Genomic DNA, 20253 nt, shown 5'->3' with positions numbered 1-20253 from the left:
AAAGAATGAAACCGCTAATTGTTCTAAAAGGAAGTAAGTGGAATCGGTCATAAATAGCAAAAAGTAGTTATAGCTATTTACGATGGAGAGCTTAGCTTAAGAGTACTGCGCTTATTTTGTCTGTATCATCTGTTTAATTTCTCAGAGATAAAACATTGGGTCAAGCCTGATTTAATGGCATTGACCCAGTATAATTCAAAATAATGCGAAGTAATGTTTAGCCAAACACTTTTAAACGCTTTTCAATTGGTTCAAATGATTTATCACCGGCCGCTTGTTCAATACCACCAAATACCATTTGAGCAACTAAAGTCCAGTTTGAATCAACATCCCAAGTACTCGCAACTTTTTTATCAATCACTGGATTATAATGCTGAAGGTTAGCACCTATGTTTAAACTTGCTAGCCCTGTCCACACTGCGTATTGATGCATACCGCTGGCATGATCAGACCATGATGGAAATTTATCTGCATACATCGCAAATTGACTTTGCAAATGCTTAACAACACTATCGTCTTCAAAGAAGAGAACCGTGCCTGCACCGGCTTTAAAGCTATCAATTTTTTGCTTAGTCGGTACAAACTTTTCATCATCGTTTACGATATCTCGCAAGGTGTCTTCTGTAATTTGCCATAGTTTATGATGCTCTTGGCCAAATAATACAATAGCGCGCGACGATTGTGAGTTAAATGCTGATGGTGTATGTAAAATAGCGTGCTCTACTAATTTAACAACCTCTTCTTTTGCCACGGGTAATTGGCTATTTAAGCTATATATTGAACGACGCGTTTGCGCTACTTGTTGTAAAGTTTGTAGGTTTGACATATTCATGCTCCATGTTTTTGTTAGTTAATAATAAGCTGATATCTATCGTTTAAAATATAAACATCAACTAATTAAATGTTCTATTTCGGTTGTGTGTTACTGTCCAATCTTGTTGATGCGTGATCGGTATTATGCCGTATGGGTTAATCGCTAAATGACTCGCATAATAATGACACTTAATATGAGCCTCATTTACAGTTTTAGCAATGTTTGGGATTTGATATAGCTCTAACATATAATTGTAAATGTTCTCGTATTGCGCTATTAAATTCAAATTACATTTAAAATGCGTATGATAAACCCAATCAAATCGCACTAAAGTTACCCATAAACGCCAGTCTGCTTCAGTTATTTTATCACCAGCTAAATACCGTTGTTTTGACAGTTTTTCTTCAAGGTGTTCAAGTGCACTAAATAGCTCTTCTACGTTCCTATCGTAAGCGCCTTGCGTGGTTGCAAAGCCCGTTTTATAAACACCATTATTTATTTTGTGATATACCAATTCATTTACATGATCAATTGTTTCTCGTAATTCTTCAGGATAAAAATCGAGAGTATTACCAGTAATGTCGTTGAACGCACTGTTAAACATACGAATAATTTCAGAAGACTCATTATTTACAATAACTTTATCTTTTTTATCCCAAAGGATTGGCACACTATTCACACCACTATAATTAGGATCTTGTGCTACGTATTTCTCTGCAATAAAGTTATCACCATCTAAGTCATCACCCGTAGTTCCATAAAGCTTTGCAGACTCTTCATCATGCTGAAAACTCCAACCATTTTCGTGCATAATAGGGTGAACTACACTCACTGTAATTAAATCTTCTAAACCTTTTAATTGACGAAACACCAAAGTACGATGTGCCCAAGGACAGGCAAGTGACACATATAAATGGTATCGTCCTGCTTCGGCTTTGAAGCCGCTACGCCCGGATACACCAGCACTACCGTCTGGCGTAATCCAATTTCTAAACTGCGATTCTTTACGCTGATATTCACCATCTTTAATGCTGCTATTCCAACTATTTTTTACTGTTGTCATAAATAATTCTCCTTATTGATGTCTACTGCAGGCGTTCTATAAACTGAGTGTTAATGTTATTTTTTTGATTTTTTCATCTCAATAACAATAACGTGTGCATGATTACCTTTTAGCATGATCTTTAACCTTGTCGGCGTAGTTATCGCCAACGAATCTCTTTCATTAAGCGCTGGAAATCCATCTATATGCACACTACCTTCAACACAATTAATGTAAGCCTGTCGGCCTGCCTTTAATTCAAATTCGACTACGACTCTAGAATCTGTCAACTCTGATGCGTAAAAATTAACATCTGCATTTATATACAAAGGTGCCTTGTTTTTAGTATTTGCACGGCCAACAATATGCAATAGCTTATTTTCTCTATCCTTAAGCTCAAAGCCTTGCTGATTATAACGAGCATTGCCACCACGCTTTTGCGGTGTTATCCAAATTTGTAGCAGACGACACCACTGACTTTGTTTGTTCATTTCTGTATGCCATACGCCTGTACCAGATGATATAGCCTGAACATAACCTCGACCAATTGTTGCTTCTTTTTGCGTAACACTGTCCCAATGAGTTAACTTACCCTTAACTACATAACTGATAATTTCCATATTTTTGTGCTGATGTCGACCAAAACCACTATGAGGCTTAATTTCATCATCATTTAGTACACGTAATGCGCCAAACCCCATGCGTGTTGGGTCGTAATAGTTAGCAAACGAGAAATGAAAGCGAGTATTTGCCGGATGCATCTGACTACTAGGCAAATAATGCAACTGTGACGCGCTAATCTTTTGATGTGCACCATTCATAATAAATATAACCTTACACTGTCTATTAGCGCAGGCCAGTTAATTAGCTAGCCTACACATACATCTCGTTAAGCTAAACGCTTTGATAGTAAGTTATCTAGTGACAGCTTACCTGCTCCACTAAACATTAATGAAACAGATGCCGCCAATAAAGCAAGTCCAAATTCATAGCCGTTATTTGACATAAATAGGCCATTTTCAAAATGAACACTTAAAATTGCAACAACCATAGTTACACTAAGCATTAACGCTGCTGGACGTACTAGTAAACCTACTAATAGTGCTAAACCACCAAAAAACTCCGCACCGCCTGCTAATAAAGCCATGTAATAGCCTGGTTCTAAACCAATAGAAGCCATCCACTGACCTGTACCCTCTAGTCCGTAACCACCAAATAATCCAAATAATTTCTGTGCGCCATGGGCTATAAAAATTATTGCAATGGGTAATCTAAGGGCTAATGCTGAAACGCCAGCGTTATTTTAAACAATTTTTTTAATTAATGAAATACTCATAAAACCTCACCTAAAAGCTATTGATTAATTGATATAAATTAACTTATTGACGTTATTATACTCGAAGAAAGTAAAGAAGAATAACGATATAAACTGAACAATCCTTTCAAAAAATTTGACAGGTTTATAAATCTAGCAATGTTCACATAATAAAGAGATACCTAAAGAAAGGTTATTAAAGCCGGTAATATTTGCCTGACGAATGCCACTCAAGTAAGCTTATCGACGAAACACAATAAAACAGTATTACCAATAAAATGACATTACCTATATTGTATTCGTTAAGAAATTGTCCATATGCCATGCGCGCCCGAATCGCTATTTATCGGTCGTCAGTGCCTATTGAACTACGTGATATTGTATTAAAAAATAAACCTAAAGAAATGTTACTTGCTTCGCCTAAAGGTACAGTGCCTACTTTAGTACTTCCATCAGGAAAGGTGGTTGATGAAAGTTTAGACGTAATGCTATGGGCACTAAATACAAATGACCCATACGGTTTACTCGGCGCTAATAAAGAGCAACTACATAACATGCTAACTTTAATTCATCGGTTTGATCACGAATTTAAGCAAGCACTAGAGCAATATAAATGTGCCAAACGTTATCATGAAGCTAACATAGAACAATGCAGAGAGAAGTGTGAACTTTATATTCAAGAGATAGAGCAGCGACTAAACAAAGGCAATTACCTTATTAACACTGAAGAAAGTCTTGCAGATATTGCTATTTTACCTTTTATTCGCCAGTTTGCTCGTGTAGAACGTCAGTGGTATTTACAGTCGCCTTATCCCAACCTAAAAAAGTGGCTTAAACACTATTTACAAAGTGCGATGTTTACTAAGGTTATGGCTAAATATCCTTTATGGAAATTGAGTAGTGAGCCTGTTATATTTTCTGGCAGTAAATAAGTAAAAGCGAGCTGCGTTTAATAGCATAACATTGCTTATCAAGAATTAAGGCTAACTAGCACAGCCTGCTTAAATAGCGTGAATTTAGGTAAAATAGGTACTACATGAACAAGTTACTGACTTTCGTTTCTTCATTAATATTGCTGGCTGCCTGCACCAACAAAGACTTATACAATTTGGGGAAAGATTACCAAAAGAGCGACTGCATTGATAAAGCGCAAAACGAAGCGCAATACAATGAATGCCTTCTCAAAGAGCATAAAACTTACCAAGAATACAAAGATGCGCGCAAAAAAGTTATTAACCCATAACTTTCCAGTGGTTAACTAAAAACGAATATATCAGGCTTGAAAAGTTCAACACGCCCTAGTCACTTTATTTAAACATTAGAAAGTATTAGAAAGTATTAGAAAAAATTAATCAATTAGGTGTACTTCGTCAACCTGTGTATACGCACCATAAATTGATATTAACACCCAACATATTTCAAGACTAAATACTGGCCAATTTTCTTGCCTCCATAAAATAGGTAAAAGTGCACTTGCGGCAAAAGCATTAAGTAACAAGTAGCTAATACGGTTTAATTTTTTACTACAAAATAAAAAATATGAAAGACAAAAAACATAGCTAGAAGACCACCCTAAATAAGTAAAAAACGCGAGTGAATTAATGCCATGCTTGTATGCAATGTATGCTGACCAAGCCAGTATCAATATAAGCCCTAAATAGAAAGCACGCTTTGAAAAGGCGATTGTGCTCATATCAAACTTGATAATTAACAGTATCGAGATTAAAGCCCAAAAACCATTGATTACCACTGCCTGATAAGAAGAAATCAATAACGAGCTTGCAACTAAAGCAAGCGCAGCAATAAGGTTCCCTGTAAAATATATATTCGGCTTCCACTCTTTATTTACTGAGATATAGCCATGATTAACTAAATATAATATCGAGCCAAACCAACCTAATACAGCGACAATCATTGGATCTCTAAATGCATGTTTTTAATATAAAGCTCTTTGCCTACATGCGGCCCGTTTAACACCACAACTTTACTCAGATCAATCATACTTTTATATATTCGGTCTGTAGTTGATGGCCTTACAATTTTATCGCTCCAGTTTAAAATCAATACTTTAGTTCCTTGCGGAAGGGTGTAGTAATCAGTACTGCTATCTAATGATGTTTGCCCAACAATAGCAGGGTAGCCTTCTGCGGTGATAAGCCTTGCTATGTCTTTGGGTTTAAAACGAAGCACTGGTTTTGGTTTTAAACTGGTTATAGCTGACACCTGCGCTAATAACCGATTAACTTTGTTGATTAATTTTTTACCTTCAGCAGTATTTGGCGCTATAAGATGCAGTGTGTCATGCCCTTCTACTTTATCAATTTTCTTTATTAAAAGTGCTTGGTCACTGTAACTTGAATTAAGCATGGTGTTCATTACACTTTCGGTCATTGGCAAAAAATCAATTTCATTCTTAAATAAACTTTCTAATGCATCGCTTTCACTTGGAAAAACAATAGCATCAGTAAGGTAAGCATCTATAACTTGACCATAACTGTAGCCTGATACACGACCAAACTTATGACCGTTCAACGTTGAAAAGTTCAAATAGTCTTCTCGTTGCCGATTATAATAAATGCCACTTGTTACACTAAGCACGGGCTGTGAGTATAAAACGCGTTGCTCACGCTCTTTAGTTTTAAAGTATGGAAAAGCAGCTTCTTGTTTATTATTTGCCACTAACTCAAAAGCTAAATCATAGTTTTGATAACGCCAATTAATTATCTCTTTATCTTGGCTTAATACTTGTCTAAGTATATCTGCAGCTGTACCTAATGGTTTGTTTTCTGCATGTATATAAGGCGCCCATTGACTTGTAGAAACAGATACAGGCGCGGCCCAAGTAGGCAGTAATAAAGACATAGCAGCAGTAATAATTAGTAGCGATAACGCAGCAATATTTTTCATAATTAGTTTCGTTTTATATAGCGATAAACAACAATAAGAATAAGGGTCAAACAAAAGCCAAATGAAAACATGATATCTGCATCTATCTCAGCAATAATGCCTAAAAAGAATGAGCGTTTATTATCGTTGTAGTCAAGTGCTGGCCTACTCATCATTTCTCGGCTAAATTCAGTTAAATAAAGGGATAATTCAAAGACCGCGAAAAAACTTAACGTAACAAGTAATAGGTCTGTCATTACAGTGCTGCGCTCACGCTTTTTGTTATCTTCTTCTTGAAGTCGCGCGTTACATATTTCAATCATCCGCTCTGAATTTTCTACTAATTGGTTAAATTGCCAACCAGTTAAAATATCTTCTAACAGCACCCTATTAGGACGATTTAGGAATTTGATATTCTCAAAATAAGCAATTTGGTTAAGCCGACAAGCTGTACGGGTATCAGCAAGTACCTTGTCAATTTTATTTGTACTACCACGAGCATACGCAACTTCAATTGCACTACGTAAACCACTATTACAGTTTTCTTGAGAAACGTAATAATATTGGGATAGCACCATTATTTGTATTTGTGGATCAGCACCAACTCCTTTAGCATTTTTAACAACATAATTAAGCCAGGTCATAGAAAAGTTTATTTTACGAGAGATAATATCGGCGGCATCTTCTGGCCTACCTGTTTTCTTTAACCATGCAGTTAATATAGCCTGTATTTTTGGCTGCTCGAGCGACGTGTCATCAATAAGCATTGTTCGCGCAACCCACGTAACATTAGACGCAGGGGTTGTTTTAGAGAGCACAAAGTCATCAGAGAGAAATGATTTAAGTTGCTGTAAATCTTTACAAAAGTCATTAAAATTTAGTTCCACTTGGGCTTGCGCTAATTGCTGCACCTGCTCTTCAAGACCTAAAACAAGAGCATCAACAGATTCTCCTTCGATAGTTAAATCATCCATGTCTATTGTTAGTTCGACTTCAGCAATTGCGATATGGTTAGTAAAAACATGAAACATTACCTGGGTACTAGCCTGCTCTTTAGTTTCAGGCGACCAACACATTAAACGTACATCTTTTGAGTTTAACGCTGTTGACTGATACTGCCGTTTATCACTTTGTTGACCACCAAGGTGAAGTAACCTGCCCTTCCAATTAAGCAGGTTATGCTTATCATCGTAGTCTATATTAGTTGCTTTTAATGATTCGATAAATTGTGGCGCGAACTGATCCACACCTAGGTGCAAGCTCAACGGCGAATATATAGGCGCAATTGCACGGAACGTTATTTTAGAATTAGGCATAGCTATTAAAGTTTAACTGTTATAATTCAAACTTTAACAGTTATGCCAGCAAACTACTAACAATTTGCATACTAAATATATGTTTTAAATAGTTATATTACCTTCATCAGCATAAAAAACCTGACAAAAACAGTGCGAATATTATAAGTTTGCTTACAAAAAAACTCATTTTTAAAACAGATGACACGACCATAAAAACCCACTTAATATTACTGGCGTTACAGCGCGCTAAAAGCGTTATTGATTTTGACAAGGGAGTAACCATTCACTACAATCTATGCCTTGCCTAAAGCCACATAATTCTTGCTAAATAGGCAATTATTTACGTCAGTTGCTGTACAATATTAACAATTTAATTTTCTATTAAAAATAAAAGGTTGTTCCAATGGCTTTGCCAGATAAATTTATCTATTCAATGAATCGTGTCAGTAAAGTTGTGCCACCAAAACGCACAATTTTGAAAGACATTTCACTTTCTTTTTTCCCCGGTGCCAAAATTGGTGTTTTAGGTTTAAATGGTGCAGGTAAGTCAACACTTTTACGTATTATGGCTGGTGTTGATACCGAGTTTGAAGGTGAAGCACATGCATTAACCGGTACTAACATTGGTTACTTGCCACAAGAGCCGCAACTAGACGAAGAGAAAACAGTTCGTGAAGTTGTTGAAAGTGCGGTTTCAGTAGTAAAAGATGCAATGAAACGCCTTGATCAGGTTTACATGGAATATGCCGAAGAAGGTGCTGACTTCGATGCCTTAGCTAAAGAGCAAGGTCAATTAGAAGATATTATCAATAGTAACGATGGCCACAACATTGATAACGCATTAGAGCGCGCAGCAGATGCGCTTCGCTTGCCACCTTGGGATCAAAAAATTGCGGTACTTAGTGGTGGTGAGCGCCGCCGTGTTGCACTTTGTCATTTGCTTTTACAAAAACCAGACATGTTATTGTTAGATGAACCAACGAACCATTTAGATGCTGAATCTGTTGCTTGGTTAGAGCGTTTTTTACATGACTATAGTGGTACTGTTGTTGCTATTACCCATGATAGATATTTCTTAGACAACGTTGCTGGTTGGATCTTAGAACTAGACCGTGGCTACGGTATTCCTTGGGAAGGCAACTACTCATCTTGGTTAGAGCAAAAAGATGCACGCTTACAACAAGAGTCTAAAAGTGAAAGCGCTTTACAAAAAACCATTAAGCAAGAACTTGAATGGGTACGCCAAAACCCTAAAGCTCGCCAGTCTAAAAATAAAGCGCGTATGGCAAGGTTTGAAGAACTTAACAATCAAGAGCATCAAAAGCGTAATGAAACGAATGAGCTTTATATTCCACCAGGGCCTCGTTTAGGCGACAAAGTATTAGACGTAATAAACTTAACTAAATCGTTTGGCGACAGAGTATTAATAGACAAGTTAAGCTTTAGTGTTCCTAAGGGTGCGATTGTTGGTATTATCGGCGCTAACGGTGCCGGTAAGTCAACCTTATTTAAAATGCTATCTGGTGCTGAAAAGCCAGACTCAGGCACTATTGAATTAGGTGAAACCGTAAAAATAGCGAGTGTTGACCAGTTTAGAGATGATATGGATGACAAAAACACTGTCTATCAAGAAATTTCTCAAGGCCACGATATTCTTGAAATTGGTAATTATCAAATACCAAGTCGTGCATACTGTAGCCGTTTTAACTTTAAAGGTAACGATCAGCAAAAGTTTATAGGTGACTTATCAGGTGGTGAGCGTAATCGTGTTCATCTAGCGAAATTAGTACAAACCGGGGGTAACTTATTACTACTAGATGAGCCAACTAACGATCTTGATATTGAAACGCTTCGCGCACTTGAAGAGGCATTGCTAGAGTTTCCTGGTTGTGCCATGGTAATTTCACATGACCGTTGGTTTTTAGACCGTATTGCCACTCATATTCTCGACTATAGAGATGAAGGGCAAGTTAACTTCTTTGAAGGCAACTTTACTGATTATAACGAATGGTTGAAGAAAACACTTGGAGCCGCGGCTACTGAACCTCACCGCATTAAGTATAAGAAAATTATCAAGTAGTAAGTATTTACAATTTTAATTTTTAATAAAAGACACCTTAATTCAATTTTAACGGATTAAGGTGTCTTTTTTTATAAATACAGCTATGCTGAGTGTACCAGTAGTTAATTTATATTTGTATGATGGAAAATAGACGTCAATTTACTCGCATATTGTTTTCTATGGACGCTTCGTTAGAAGTAACAGATCAGCAATACGCTGTTAATATTCATGACATATCGCTAAATGGTGCTTTAGTTAGCCGTCCTAAAGCTGAGCAATCATTATTAAAATCACTAGGCGTACTGCGTTTTGCATTACCTGATAGTGACATTAATGTAGAAATGCATATCGCTATTGTTCATGAAGAAGGTGATGAAATTGGTTTACGTTGTAATGCCATTGATATTGACAGTGTAAGTCATTTGAAACGACTCATTGAACTCAATCTTGGTGATGAAAGTCAATTAAGTAAAGAACTATCGCAATTAACAAAAGCTATGTAAATTACTAAACTGGATCACTTCATTTAACTCTCGATAAGGACGATGTATGAATCACCTCGTTATCTCTTTTATTAGCCCTGACAAGCCGGGTTTAGTTGATAAACTCTCCCATACAATTAAGCAATACCAAGGTAATTGGCAAACTAGTAGCCTGCATCATTTATCTGGATTTTTTGCTGGCATTATTGAAGTTGCTGTTGATGAAGGGCAAACCGATGCACTAAAAAATGCACTTAATAACTTACCAAATTTTAATGTCACTATTGAAGTAGCCACAGCATTATCTCCCAAATCTCCTGCGAGTTTAGTACTTGAATTAACTGCAAATGATCGCCCTGGCATCATACAAGAAATTAGCTCTGTTATACATCAGCAAGGTGGAAACCTATTAAAGTTAGTAAGTAGTCAAGAGAGCGCCCCACACTCTGGGCAAGACTTATTTAAAGCTAAAGCGACTATAACAATTAATAAAGACGCTCTAGCACCTTTAGTTACACAAATTGAGAGTTTAGCTGATGATCTAATGGTTGATATATCCCATTAATAACATTTCAAATAAATGATAAAGCCAATATCTTGAATATGCAGATATTGGCTTTTTCAATTAATGAAACTGGTATAAACAGCCAATTACACAGCATTTATTGTTATAACGGGTTGTTCGGAACAATTATGTTGCTGTATTGTCCTCATATGCAAAATCCTTGTAGCGATACTTAGTAAACACACAACGCCTTAGTAGGTTTTTACCTCTTAGAAATGCTCGCATAATCAGTGGGATTGGCATTACACCTGTAAATTATATTTTTTATCCTTTATAGTTAAGCAATACCAATTGAAGCCTTACAGCAATTTCAATTCGTTTTTTGACAGATGTGCAATTAATTAGTTAGTATGCCTCACTGTTTATTTTTCTTGCCTCTCTCTTATTATGATAAGGATGTTTAAATGTTCATGGAAGTGTCAATTTCTATCGTTATTTTTAGTGTTTTTGCACTTATATTGTGGCGACTAAACAGCATAAAAAAGCCCCATAGAAATACTAATACTCGAGCCAATAATACCTCTGTTCAATATCGTGCCACCAAGTCAAATATTGCGCGAACAGACAATTCTTTAGCCTCAGAGTTTACAGAAAAAGTAACAAAAGAGTTTAACGTTGATGATGTAGAGTTACCTAAAGAATTTAACTCACTTGAATTAATAAAGACAGATATTAACAATAAAGAACAACAGCAAGTTATTGAAGAGATTTGTCGTGGTTTTCGCAAACCCCATCCGCTGTTGCTACCACTTACCCAAAAAGCGTTTGAACCTAACGAGTTATTTGATTTAATTAAATCTGACCCTCAAATCACGGCAAAAGTTCTTAACCGTGTTAACTCATCTGCTTTTGCTTTAAAGCAACCCATTACCAGTATTAACCATGCAATTATTTACTTAGGCATTGGCACAGTTAAAAATATCGCTATGCATTTTGCTGTAGAAAACGAGGTAAAGTTTGAAAGTAATATTCAACAAAATGCCTACCAAAAACTTTGGAGTGCAAGTTATTTAGCGAGTAGTTTAGGGTTATTATTCGCGAAAGAATTGCTACTTGATGACGCCTCTGATATTTCTACCCGTTGCCTATTAAACTATTTAGGTGACATGGCAATATTATCAACACATCCTGAGCTGGCACCGAGTTACAACGAGCAAAAAGCACTGTACCAACGCGTGAGTGATCATCAATCACAACTAAACATTAATACACAAATTATTGGTAGTAAGCTTGCACGTTACTGGCAATTACCTCGCACTTTAGTGCGCAGCATTGAGAACAACTTGTCATTTCTAGCTGCTACACCAGCCTCAGAGACTAATGATATAAATGAGAATGAGCAGGTTAAATACCAAGTATGTTATATTGCATGTCGATTAGCAGATTTAGCAGTTATTAATGAAAAAAGTTGCCTAGAAACCATCCGTTATGACCTTAATAAACAACTCGATTTTTATTATCTTTTTAAAAACGAACAACAGCCAAAAGTGAAACAACTGTTAAATTTGTTTCATGACATGAGTTTTAGTAAAAAAGTAAATAGCCTGTTATTGATAAACTAAGTTATTATTTCAGACGTTTGTTGTGAGTTCATCTAGCATAGTTAAAAAGTAGTTGAAAAACTTTCAACAACCCAATGGCAAGTAGATTAAGATTGAACATGTATGGACTCCAAATACCTAACTTAAATTGGTAGTAAGATCACCCCTCTCGCAGGAAAAGGAGTCCACACATTTAGTTTTTACGAAAAATCAAACCAAGTTGCTTTTACTTCGCTGTATTGGTCAAAAGCCATTAACGAATTATCTCTGCCACCAAAGCCTGATAACTTATAACCACCAAAAGGTGTAGTTATATCACCTTCTGAAAAACAGTTTACAGATACAGTGCCTGCTTTAAGTTGCTGAGAATACAAATGAGCTTTCTTTAAATCTCTAGTATATAAAGAAGCTTGCAAACCATAACAAGTGTCATTAGCTATAGCGATAGCTTCTTCATCAGACTCTGCTTCAATTAACCCGAACACCGGCCCGAAAATTTCCTCTTTAGCAATTGTCATATCAGGTGTTACTGAATCAAATATTGTTGGTTCAATAAATAAGCCATTATTAAGTTCAATAGCATTACCACCGAAAATCACTTTAGCTCCTTCTTTCTTGCCGATCTCAATATAACCAAGCACCTTATCGTATTGCTGGCGGTTAATAACCGAACCAAGCATATATTGAGGGTCTAACGGATCACCTGTTCTCCAGTCATCAAGCTTGGCAATGATCTTTTTAGTTAATTCAACTTTTAGGTCTTTGTGAATAATAATTCTCGAGTTCGCGGTACAGTTTTGCCCCATATTCCATAACCCTGCAGCAACAATATTTTCAGCAACAGAGTCTAAATTATCTGCGTCTGAAAGCACCACACTCGGACTTTTTCCACCACATTCAAGCACAACACGCTTAAGGTTACTGTCTGCAGAGTATTTTAAAAAGCGTCTTCCAGTTGCTGTTGAACCCGTAAAAGAAATTACTTGAACATCTTCGTGCAGCCCAAGCGGTTCACCCACATTAGGCCCTAGCCCCGGCAACACATTGAAAACGCCAGCAGGAATTCCAGCTTTAATAGCAAGCTCGGCCACTTTTAATGTCGTCATACTTGTTGATTCAGCTGGCTTGATAATCACTGAATTCCCCATCACTAATGCCGGGCCTAATTTCCAAGCAAGCATCATTAAAGGAAAATTCCAAGGCAGTACACAAGCTACAACTCCAACGGCTTCACGTCTGATAGTTGCTAAAGCATTGTTAGCCGTTGGTGAAATTTGGTCATACATTTTATCCGCAGCTTCTGCATACCATCTGATGCAACTGATCGTCTCTGGCAAATCAGTTTTAACGCATTCGTGGATTGGCTTACCTGCTTCTAATGTTTCTAGAACCGCCAATTCTAAAGCGTGCTCTTCAATTAAGTCAGCTAACTTTAATACTGCCGTTTTTCTCTCGGCAGGCGATAGTGCTGACCAAACACCACTTTCATAAACTGTTTTAGCATTAGCAACAGCAATATTAACGTCACTCGCATCACAAGAAGCAATTTCTGTTAGTACTTCACCCGTAGCTGGGTTTTCACTTGGCATTGTCTGTCCGCTTTGTGCATCAACAAACTGTCCATTAATAAATGCTTTATTTGGCAAAGTAATTTTCTTTGCTATTTCGCTATACTCTTGTTTAGTTAATAATTCAGACATGATTTATTTCCTATTATTCGTTAGCAAGCGCGGCAAGTTCAATTGACGCTTTAGTTACTACCTCTTTTACTTGCGCTTTCATTTCATCAGACATTTCTAGCATAGGTAAACGTACAGGCCCAGTCGTTAAACCTTGTAATTGAGCACCATATTTTACGCACTGAACAAACTTTCCGCTTTGCTCTAAAAATTCCATTACAGGCATGAAAGTTGCCATGTATTTTTGCCCTTTAACAAAGTCTTTTTCTTCTACGCAGGTTTGATAAAAAGAAACACATGCTTCTGGGAATATGTTTGCACAAGCACAAACCCAACTTTGAGCGCCCCACGCAAAAAATTCTAATACTTGATCTTCAGCGCCTGCACATAACGACACCTGCGGGTATTTTAATGCTAATTCATGGATGCGATTAACATCACCACTAGACTCTTTTATTGCGACAACATTTTTTCTATCGGCAACAAGTTCAAGAAACTCCGTACCCATCTCAACACCCGTACGCCCAGGGTAGTTATATAAAATAATGGCCAAATCCGCAGCTTCATCTATACGAATAATATGCTGTGCTAATTCTTCTTCGCTAGGCAATGAGTATGGTGGAGCAGCAACCAACATGCCTGAAGCACCTAATTCTTTTGCTGACTTTGCAAAACTATAAACTTCTGTAGCGATAACGTCATTTATACCTGCGATCCAAGGCACTCTGCCAGCAATGTAGTCATTGGCAAATTTAAATTGCTCTAAGCGTTCGGCTTTTGACATTGCGTAAAATTCACCCGTAGAGCCACCCACAACAATTCCATGTACACCAGCATTAATCTGCTTGTCTAATACCTTTTCCCATGCAGGATAATCAATTGTTCCATCTTCTTTAAAAGAAGTTAACACCGGTGTGTAGATGCCTTTCAATTTCATTTTTCATTTCTCTCTATGGTTAATTGAACCAATAAAATTTGGTTTGTCTTTAGTCATTTTTAGCGTTTAAGCTAATTTGTAGACAAAATAACACTATTGCATATTGTATGCAATAGTGTTTAATATTGTTTTTCATAAGTGTTACTCAGTTAAAACAAGCTAAGCAATTGTTTATAATATTAAATTTGTTTATTCTTAGAGTAAATTAACCATCAAAATTGATACATAGATCTAAGGCCTTAGCCTTTCACTTGATAATTTTTGTAATCGAAGCACTTGATCTTATGTTTATTGTTTTAAATGCTTATTAGCTGCAAAACCTAACTCGCATAACAGTCTTAGTACCTAAGTTATCCTTAGCAGCAAAAATCGACGTTTTTACCTCAGCCTAAACAATTACCTGAACTTTATATACAAGATTAAATTGCAATGCGCTGCTTCATTATCACGCCACTGACCACCAAATTGTACGCTAAATCAAACAAAGTTTTAGCTAAAGGATCTCGCAATCCCCCTAGACCATAACGTTCAAATTTGCACTCAACACCCTTGATAACGTATACAATATAAAGTATATATAATGAATTGATTCATTAATGCTCTGTATAAAACCTATAAAAGCCAAAAGGACATAATAATGCTTACAAAAAACAGATTTAATCTATCGACACTTTCCGTTGCGATGCTATCGGCAGCAGCAAGTTTTACAACTCCCAGCTATGCCGCTGACGCAAATATAGAAAAAATTATGGTTACCGGCTCACGTATCGCACGGGCTGAAGTAGCTTCTACATCGCCTGTCACTGTGGTAACTAAAGCTCAGCTTACTAATCTTGGCATTACAGATGTTAGCTCTGCTTTGCGCCGTTTACCTGCAATTACTGGTAATAGTGAAAATAACCAAAGTAGTAGAGGAAGCACTAATATTCAAACGGCAACACTACGTGGTATTGAAGCTACAAATACATTAGTTTTACTTAATGGTCGACGTATCGTTGGCTCTAATGAAGAAGGTTTAGTTGATCTTTCCTCTATCCCATTTGAAGCTATTTCACAAATCGAAGTATTAAAAGATGGCGCATCAGCTATTTATGGATCTGATGCTATTGCTGGTGTAATAAACATAATTACCCGCAAAAACTATGAAGGCTTTGAAGTAAATGCCCGTTATGGTCAAACGTCAAAAAGCGATGCTCAAGAGCGTAAACTTGGTTTAGTTATGGGGTTTAGTGGTGATAAAGGGAGCATGATGTTAGCAGCTTCCACCAGTAATAACGCAGGTTGGGAAGAAAAAGATCGCTATATGACGCGTGACGCTGATCAAGGCTATTTAGGTGGTGGCGATACAAGCTCCGGCACAACCCCATTCCCTCGCCTAACCGGCTTTGGTTTAGATCCAAATCAATCATGGACTATTTTAGATGCAGACAATCCTGACAATGTTTCCATTTTTGACTATAGCACCATGGGATACAACTACCGATCGGCACAGTCAGGTGCTAATGATAACAAGACTACCAGCGTATTTTTAACTGGTGATTATCAGCTTAATAATGACATAACTTTTTTCACTGAGCTATCATTTCATGATGGCTTTGTTCAAGGAAATGAAGCACCTCCTGGGGTTGATACTAGCTGGTATGGTGATAATGTTGACACACCAAATGCCTTTAAGCGTTATCCTGATGCAGAGGGTAATAATTTTGGTGTCGGGCCTAACCAAAAATACAACCCGTTTGGAATAGCTGGTAATGTTAGTCGCCGCTTTACTGAGTATGGTTCACGCCTCTATAAGTCTGATAATACAATCAATCGCTACACCCTTGGTTTACAAGGAAGTATTTTTGATGAATATGACTGGGAGTTAAGTTTCTCAAGTCAAACTGCTGAAATAATTAGACGTGGTGGCACCCAACCTTCTATAGCTATGATTGAGCGCGCTCTTTCAGATGAGTGTGAAACAGCAGCAGATCCAACATGTGTAGCATTAAACGTATTTGGGCCAGAAGGCTCTGTTACTTCACAGATGTTAGATTTTATTAATACTACGGCACCAGTAATAACAAATAAAAACGATTTAATGTTTATACAAGCCCATATTTCTGGCCCTATTATGGACTTACCTGCCGGCGTTCTCATGTTCTCAACTGGTATGGAGTATCGAGAAGACCAACTGTCTATGGAGGTAGACCAAGCACAACGAACGGCAACCTTTGATGTTTCTTGGGGCGAATCAAGAACCCCTGTTATTTCTCCCGTTCGTGAAATAACAGAATATTATTTAGAGTTAGCAATTCCGGTACTGGATAATTTAGAAGTTGAAACGGCGATTCGTTATAGCAACTATAGCGACATTAACAAAAGTACAACTAACCCTAAATTTGGATTAATGTACCAGCCATTTGACATGTTAAAGTTACGAACTACTTATAGCACGGGTTTCAGAGCTCCAACAATGGCGCAAATGTACCAAGGGCAAACATCAAGTATGAATACTAACTTGTATGATCCGTGTAATCCTGGAAATGATATTAATTTTAGCTCAAGTAAACCTGAATGCTTGGCTTTAGGGTTAGATCCAGCATTTAGCAATAATACTGTTCAAAGTAACGATATTATTGGTGGCGGTAATCCAAACCTAAAACCTGAAGAAGCAAACAACATGACGTTTGGCTTAGTTATTGAGCCAATAGAGAACTTATCGCTTACGCTCGATTACTTTAAAATTGAGCAAACAAATGTTGTATTTGCAAGTTCGCGATATGTTGTTGATCAGAACTTAGCTGGTAACCCTGCTTATGCTGATGCAGTAATACGAAGTAACAATGGTAAGGGTTATATTCAAACAATTTTTTCTCCTCAAAGCAATATTGCAGCCCGTAACTTAGCAGGGATTGACATTAATGCTCATTATTTATTAGACACCGATATTGGTCAGTGGCGCTTTAATATTGATACTACCTTTTTGAGTAAATTTGAAGTTCAAGACACGAGTGATACACCATTTAGAGATGTAGTGGGAACTTATGATGCTGCATTTGGAAGCCTTCCTGAGTATAAAACAACTATCCAGATTGATTGGTCAATGGGCAATTACCATGTGACCTGGGATGCTAACTACAACTCAAAAATTGAAGCATCACAAGATGATGTTATGTCAGCCTCTACGTTCCATAATATGCAAGCTGGTTATTTCATGGAAAGTATTGGAACCGATATTCACTTTGGTATTCAAAATGTATTCGATAAAGAGCCTCCATACTTAAAAGCTAATGGTAACTCTACTGATGATAGTCTTTATTCATTCAGAGGTAGATTTTTCTACATGGGTGTGAAAAAAGAATTTTAACTGGGGTCTTTTGACTTTTCAGTTTATAGCTCAGTTGCACTTGAATAAAGTGTCAATCGCGGCGCTTAATGTCATATTTGGTTGTTCCAAATGCAGATTAAGCAACAAAGAGCAACGCTTTGTAAAGGCAAGCCAAAGGGCCATGGCTATTTTTCAACCTAACTAGGTTAAAAATAGCCATACTATAAAGCCTAGTATGGCTATTGATAGATGGAGTACGCACTATGAGCACTAGAATAAATTTACTGGTAATTTTTATACTAATTATAAACTTACCAAGCTATGCAACAAATATAGACAAATCACTTTATCGTACACCGAATGCTGACAACCTGTTATACCTAGAACTAGATGTTGGTCTTATTATTATAGAAATGAACCCTTTATTTGCTCCAAAGCATGTCGCTCAAATAAAAAAACTGGTACGCAATGATTTTTATAATGGGTTAACCTTTTATCGAGTAATCGATGGTTTTGTGGCACAAGCGGGAACAAGTATTGATGAAGATAATGGCCATTTAGATTTTGAAATAAAAAACAAGTCATTACAATTACCCATTGAGTCGAGGATAGCTAATACAGTAAACAAACCATTTACCCTAGTGCAGTCCCCAGATATGTTTGCTGCCAAAACAGGTTTTATCGAAGGATTTACTGTAGCTAAAAATAGCGAAGACTCACTTACTTGGTTAACCCATTGCCCAGGTGTAATTGGTATGTCTCGTAATAACGCCCCTAATACTGCAACTACCGATTTTTATATTGTTATAGGTCAGGCGCCGAGGTATTTAGATAGTATTATGTCTGTATTTGGTCGCGTCATTTATGGTATGGATAACGTGCAACGTATTAAGCGGGTTAATGCTAAACACAATGGGAATTTTATCAATCTTAGCGAAGGTACAACAATTAAAAACATAAGCGTAGCAAGCGATCTACCAAAAGATAAACAGCTCAACATTGTCGTAGAACGAACTAATACAACTAGATTTAGAAAAAAATTATCTCAAAGGCGGATGAGAGCAGATCCTTTTTTCTATGAAAAGCCGCCCCAGGTCCTAGATATATGTCAGGTTCCAGTTGAAACAATAATATTGTAAGCCATAATCAGTATATAAATTTTATGAAAACAAACTACTTAAAGCTTGTTATGTGCTGCTATTAAAGTTGCTTTGTTGTAGGCTTTCATCATTAACAAAGATGCACTTAAAAGATAACTTTAACTGTTAGGGGTCTTCTAAAAAATGTTGCCTTACGCGATGTAAGGCAACTGAATAGAATTTATCTGATTTGAGGTTAGCTGCTAAGTATTAGATTACAAACTGAAACCTAATTTTCTAAACTCTTTTTCTACCACTGAACGAGACAATGGGATATAGCCGTCTTTCTCAACAATTTTTTGACCTGACTTTGATAATATCATCTTCAAAAACTCAGCTTCCATTGGCGCTAAAGGCTTATTTGGATGTTTATTTACATACACATATAAATAACGAGACAACGGGTATTTATTAGAAATAGCATTTTCCATTGTAGCCTCAACAAAGTCATTACCTTTTTTCGCTAAAGCTAACGCCCTAACACCTGATGTTTTGTAACCAATTCCAGAATAACCAATACCATTAAGTGACGCAGAAACTGACTGTACAACCGATGCAGAGCCTGGTTGCTCATTTACACTGTTTTTAAAGTCGCCTTTACATAGCGCCTTACTTTTAAAATAACCGTATGTTCCAGAAACTGAGTTACGACCGTATAATTGAATATCTTTACCGCTCCACTCTCCTGTTAGCCCTAAGTCACCCCAACGGTCAATATCTTCTACTAATCCACATTTACGATTATTTGAAAAAATAGCATCAACTTGGTCGATCCGTAAGCCTTTAATTGGGTTATCTTTATGCACAAAAACAGCAAGCGCATCAATGGCCACTCTAACAGCTGTAGGTTTATAGCCATAACGTTTCTCAAAAGCTTCTATCTCTCGCGATTTCATTTTACGACTCATTGGCCCTAAATTTGAAGTAGCTTCTGTTAGTGCTGGCGGTGCAGTAGACGAACCTGCCGCTTGAATTTGAACATTTACATTAGGGTAAGTACGCTTAAATTCTTCTGCCCAGAAAGTCATCATATTCGCTAAAGTATCTGATCCTACCGACGATACATTGCCAGACACGCCACTTACTTTTTCATATTTTGGCAAATTTTTATCAACGGCAGCCGCCGATAAGCTGATCATACTTGTTAAACTTATAACGCTTAATACACGCTTCAAACTCATAA

Annotated in this window: 17 protein-coding genes and 1 pseudogene; 8 read left to right on the top strand and 10 right to left on the bottom strand. The window is 37.0% G+C overall.

Annotation, left to right across the window (positions count from 1 at the left end):
- Positions 1-217: 217 nt before the first annotated feature.
- The 4 genes and pseudogenes from QUD79_RS02880 to QUD79_RS02865 all read right to left on the bottom strand — a co-directional run.
- The gene (locus tag QUD79_RS02880; protein ID WP_184424363.1) at positions 218-826 is read right to left on the bottom strand and encodes a nitroreductase family protein; all 609 of its coding nucleotides are present in this window, start codon (positions 824-826) and stop codon (positions 218-220) included.
- 67 nt (positions 827-893) lie between these two features.
- Positions 894-1877 carry a glutathione S-transferase family protein gene (locus QUD79_RS02875; RefSeq protein ID WP_184424364.1) on the bottom strand — a complete coding sequence of 328 codons (984 nt, stop codon included), beginning with the start codon at positions 1875-1877 and terminating at the stop codon, positions 894-896.
- Positions 1878-1933: 56 nt separating this feature from the next.
- Positions 1934-2677: a pirin family protein gene (locus tag QUD79_RS02870; RefSeq protein ID WP_184424365.1), complete on the bottom strand. Its 744-nt coding sequence runs from the start codon at positions 2675-2677 to the stop codon at positions 1934-1936.
- A 68-nt stretch (positions 2678-2745) separates the two neighbouring features.
- Positions 2746-3159: pseudogene (locus tag QUD79_RS02865) on the bottom strand (DoxX family protein); the annotation flags it as partial.
- A 290-nt stretch (positions 3160-3449) separates the two neighbouring features.
- On the opposite strand from QUD79_RS02865, the gene QUD79_RS02860 reads away from it, so the two are divergent.
- A complete protein-coding gene (locus tag QUD79_RS02860; RefSeq protein ID WP_184424366.1) occupies positions 3450-4103 on the top strand; it encodes a glutathione S-transferase in 654 nt (217 codons plus the stop codon).
- 104 nt (positions 4104-4207) lie between these two features.
- Positions 4208-4414 (top strand): hypothetical protein, encoded by a 207-nt coding sequence (locus QUD79_RS02855; RefSeq protein WP_184424367.1) that lies wholly within the window; start codon positions 4208-4210, stop codon positions 4412-4414.
- A 105-nt stretch (positions 4415-4519) separates the two neighbouring features.
- Here QUD79_RS02855 and QUD79_RS02850 read toward each other — a convergent pair whose 3' ends face one another.
- From QUD79_RS02850 to QUD79_RS02840, 3 genes are read right to left on the bottom strand one after another with little or no spacing between them, the layout of a single operon-like run.
- A complete protein-coding gene (locus QUD79_RS02850; protein WP_184424368.1) occupies positions 4520-5086 on the bottom strand; it encodes a CBU_0592 family membrane protein in 567 nt (188 codons plus the stop codon).
- Positions 5083-6078, bottom strand: coding sequence for a substrate-binding periplasmic protein (locus QUD79_RS02845; protein ID WP_184424369.1), 996 nt, complete (start codon positions 6076-6078; stop codon positions 5083-5085). Before QUD79_RS02845 ends, QUD79_RS02850 begins: the two co-directional genes overlap by 4 nt.
- Before the next feature lie 2 nt (positions 6079-6080).
- Positions 6081-7373 (bottom strand): hypothetical protein, encoded by a 1293-nt coding sequence (locus tag QUD79_RS02840; protein ID WP_184424370.1) that lies wholly within the window; start codon positions 7371-7373, stop codon positions 6081-6083.
- Between the two features lie 385 nt (positions 7374-7758).
- On the opposite strand from QUD79_RS02840, the gene ettA reads away from it, so the two are divergent.
- From ettA to QUD79_RS02820, 4 genes are all read left to right on the top strand, one after another.
- Entirely contained in the window at positions 7759-9435 is a 1677-nt protein-coding gene (gene ettA / locus QUD79_RS02835; RefSeq protein WP_184424371.1) for an energy-dependent translational throttle protein EttA, read from the top strand.
- Between the two features lie 119 nt (positions 9436-9554).
- On the top strand, positions 9555-9920 hold the full coding sequence (locus QUD79_RS02830; RefSeq protein ID WP_343043959.1) for a PilZ domain-containing protein: 366 nt from the start codon (positions 9555-9557) through the stop codon (positions 9918-9920).
- A 46-nt stretch (positions 9921-9966) separates the two neighbouring features.
- Positions 9967-10464, top strand: a complete 498-nt coding sequence (locus QUD79_RS02825; RefSeq protein ID WP_184424372.1) for a glycine cleavage system transcriptional repressor — start codon at positions 9967-9969, stop codon at positions 10462-10464.
- A gap of 410 nt (positions 10465-10874) precedes the next feature.
- The gene (locus tag QUD79_RS02820) at positions 10875-12026 is read left to right on the top strand and encodes an HDOD domain-containing protein (RefSeq protein WP_184424373.1); all 1152 of its coding nucleotides are present in this window, start codon (positions 10875-10877) and stop codon (positions 12024-12026) included.
- Positions 12027-12205: 179 nt separating this feature from the next.
- Here QUD79_RS02820 and QUD79_RS02815 read toward each other — a convergent pair whose 3' ends face one another.
- Together QUD79_RS02815 and QUD79_RS02810 are read right to left on the bottom strand one after the other, a co-directional pair.
- On the bottom strand, positions 12206-13705 hold the full coding sequence (locus QUD79_RS02815; protein WP_184424374.1) for an aldehyde dehydrogenase: 1500 nt from the start codon (positions 13703-13705) through the stop codon (positions 12206-12208).
- Positions 13706-13718: 13 nt separating this feature from the next.
- A complete protein-coding gene (locus tag QUD79_RS02810; RefSeq protein ID WP_184424375.1) occupies positions 13719-14621 on the bottom strand; it encodes a dihydrodipicolinate synthase family protein in 903 nt (300 codons plus the stop codon).
- Between the two features lie 637 nt (positions 14622-15258).
- On the opposite strand from QUD79_RS02810, the gene QUD79_RS02805 reads away from it, so the two are divergent.
- Together QUD79_RS02805 and QUD79_RS02800 are read left to right on the top strand one after the other, a co-directional pair.
- A complete protein-coding gene (locus QUD79_RS02805) occupies positions 15259-17970 on the top strand; it encodes a TonB-dependent receptor (RefSeq protein ID WP_184424376.1) in 2712 nt (903 codons plus the stop codon).
- Positions 17971-18194: 224 nt separating this feature from the next.
- Entirely contained in the window at positions 18195-19070 is an 876-nt protein-coding gene (locus QUD79_RS02800; protein ID WP_184424377.1) for a peptidylprolyl isomerase, read from the top strand.
- Between the two features lie 215 nt (positions 19071-19285).
- On the opposite strand, the gene QUD79_RS02795 is transcribed toward QUD79_RS02800, so the two are convergent.
- Entirely contained in the window at positions 19286-20251 is a 966-nt protein-coding gene (locus tag QUD79_RS02795) for a PstS family phosphate ABC transporter substrate-binding protein (protein WP_184424378.1), read from the bottom strand.
- Between the last annotated feature and the right edge of the window lie 2 nt (positions 20252-20253).

It is taken from the genome of Thalassotalea piscium, assembly GCF_030295935.1.
GTDB lineage: Bacteria > Pseudomonadota > Gammaproteobacteria > Enterobacterales > Alteromonadaceae > Thalassotalea_B > Thalassotalea_B piscium.
This window is presented reverse-complemented; position numbering and strand designations above follow the sequence as displayed.

What these genes read in the sequence shown, in the direction of transcription:
- QUD79_RS02880 (WP_184424363.1), bottom strand. Translation starts at nt 826, where the DNA reads ATGTCAAACCTACAAACTTTACAACAAGTAGCGCAAACGCGTCGTTCA.
- QUD79_RS02845 (WP_184424369.1), bottom strand. Translation starts at nt 6,078, where the DNA reads ATGAAAAATATTGCTGCGTTATCGCTACTAATTATTACTGCTGCTATG.
- QUD79_RS02875 (WP_184424364.1), bottom strand. Translation starts at nt 1,877, where the DNA reads ATGACAACAGTAAAAAATAGTTGGAATAGCAGCATTAAAGATGGTGAA.
- QUD79_RS02795 (WP_184424378.1), bottom strand. Translation starts at nt 20,251, where the DNA reads ATGAGTTTGAAGCGTGTATTAAGCGTTATAAGTTTAACAAGTATGATC.
- QUD79_RS02855 (WP_184424367.1), top strand. Translation starts at nt 4,208, where the DNA reads ATGAACAAGTTACTGACTTTCGTTTCTTCATTAATATTGCTGGCTGCC.
- QUD79_RS02800 (WP_184424377.1), top strand. Translation starts at nt 18,195, where the DNA reads ATGAGCACTAGAATAAATTTACTGGTAATTTTTATACTAATTATAAAC.
- QUD79_RS02840 (WP_184424370.1), bottom strand. Translation starts at nt 7,373, where the DNA reads ATGCCTAATTCTAAAATAACGTTCCGTGCAATTGCGCCTATATATTCG.
- QUD79_RS02860 (WP_184424366.1), top strand. Translation starts at nt 3,450, where the DNA reads ATGACATTACCTATATTGTATTCGTTAAGAAATTGTCCATATGCCATG.
- QUD79_RS02870 (WP_184424365.1), bottom strand. Translation starts at nt 2,677, where the DNA reads ATGAATGGTGCACATCAAAAGATTAGCGCGTCACAGTTGCATTATTTG.
- QUD79_RS02820 (WP_184424373.1), top strand. Translation starts at nt 10,875, where the DNA reads ATGGAAGTGTCAATTTCTATCGTTATTTTTAGTGTTTTTGCACTTATA.
- QUD79_RS02805 (WP_184424376.1), top strand. Translation starts at nt 15,259, where the DNA reads ATGCTTACAAAAAACAGATTTAATCTATCGACACTTTCCGTTGCGATG.
- QUD79_RS02850 (WP_184424368.1), bottom strand. Translation starts at nt 5,086, where the DNA reads ATGATTGTCGCTGTATTAGGTTGGTTTGGCTCGATATTATATTTAGTT.
- QUD79_RS02810 (WP_184424375.1), bottom strand. Translation starts at nt 14,621, where the DNA reads ATGAAATTGAAAGGCATCTACACACCGGTGTTAACTTCTTTTAAAGAA.
- QUD79_RS02830 (WP_343043959.1), top strand. Translation starts at nt 9,555, where the DNA reads ATGATGGAAAATAGACGTCAATTTACTCGCATATTGTTTTCTATGGAC.
- ettA (WP_184424371.1), top strand. Translation starts at nt 7,759, where the DNA reads ATGGCTTTGCCAGATAAATTTATCTATTCAATGAATCGTGTCAGTAAA.
- QUD79_RS02825 (WP_184424372.1), top strand. Translation starts at nt 9,967, where the DNA reads ATGAATCACCTCGTTATCTCTTTTATTAGCCCTGACAAGCCGGGTTTA.
- QUD79_RS02815 (WP_184424374.1), bottom strand. Translation starts at nt 13,705, where the DNA reads ATGTCTGAATTATTAACTAAACAAGAGTATAGCGAAATAGCAAAGAAA.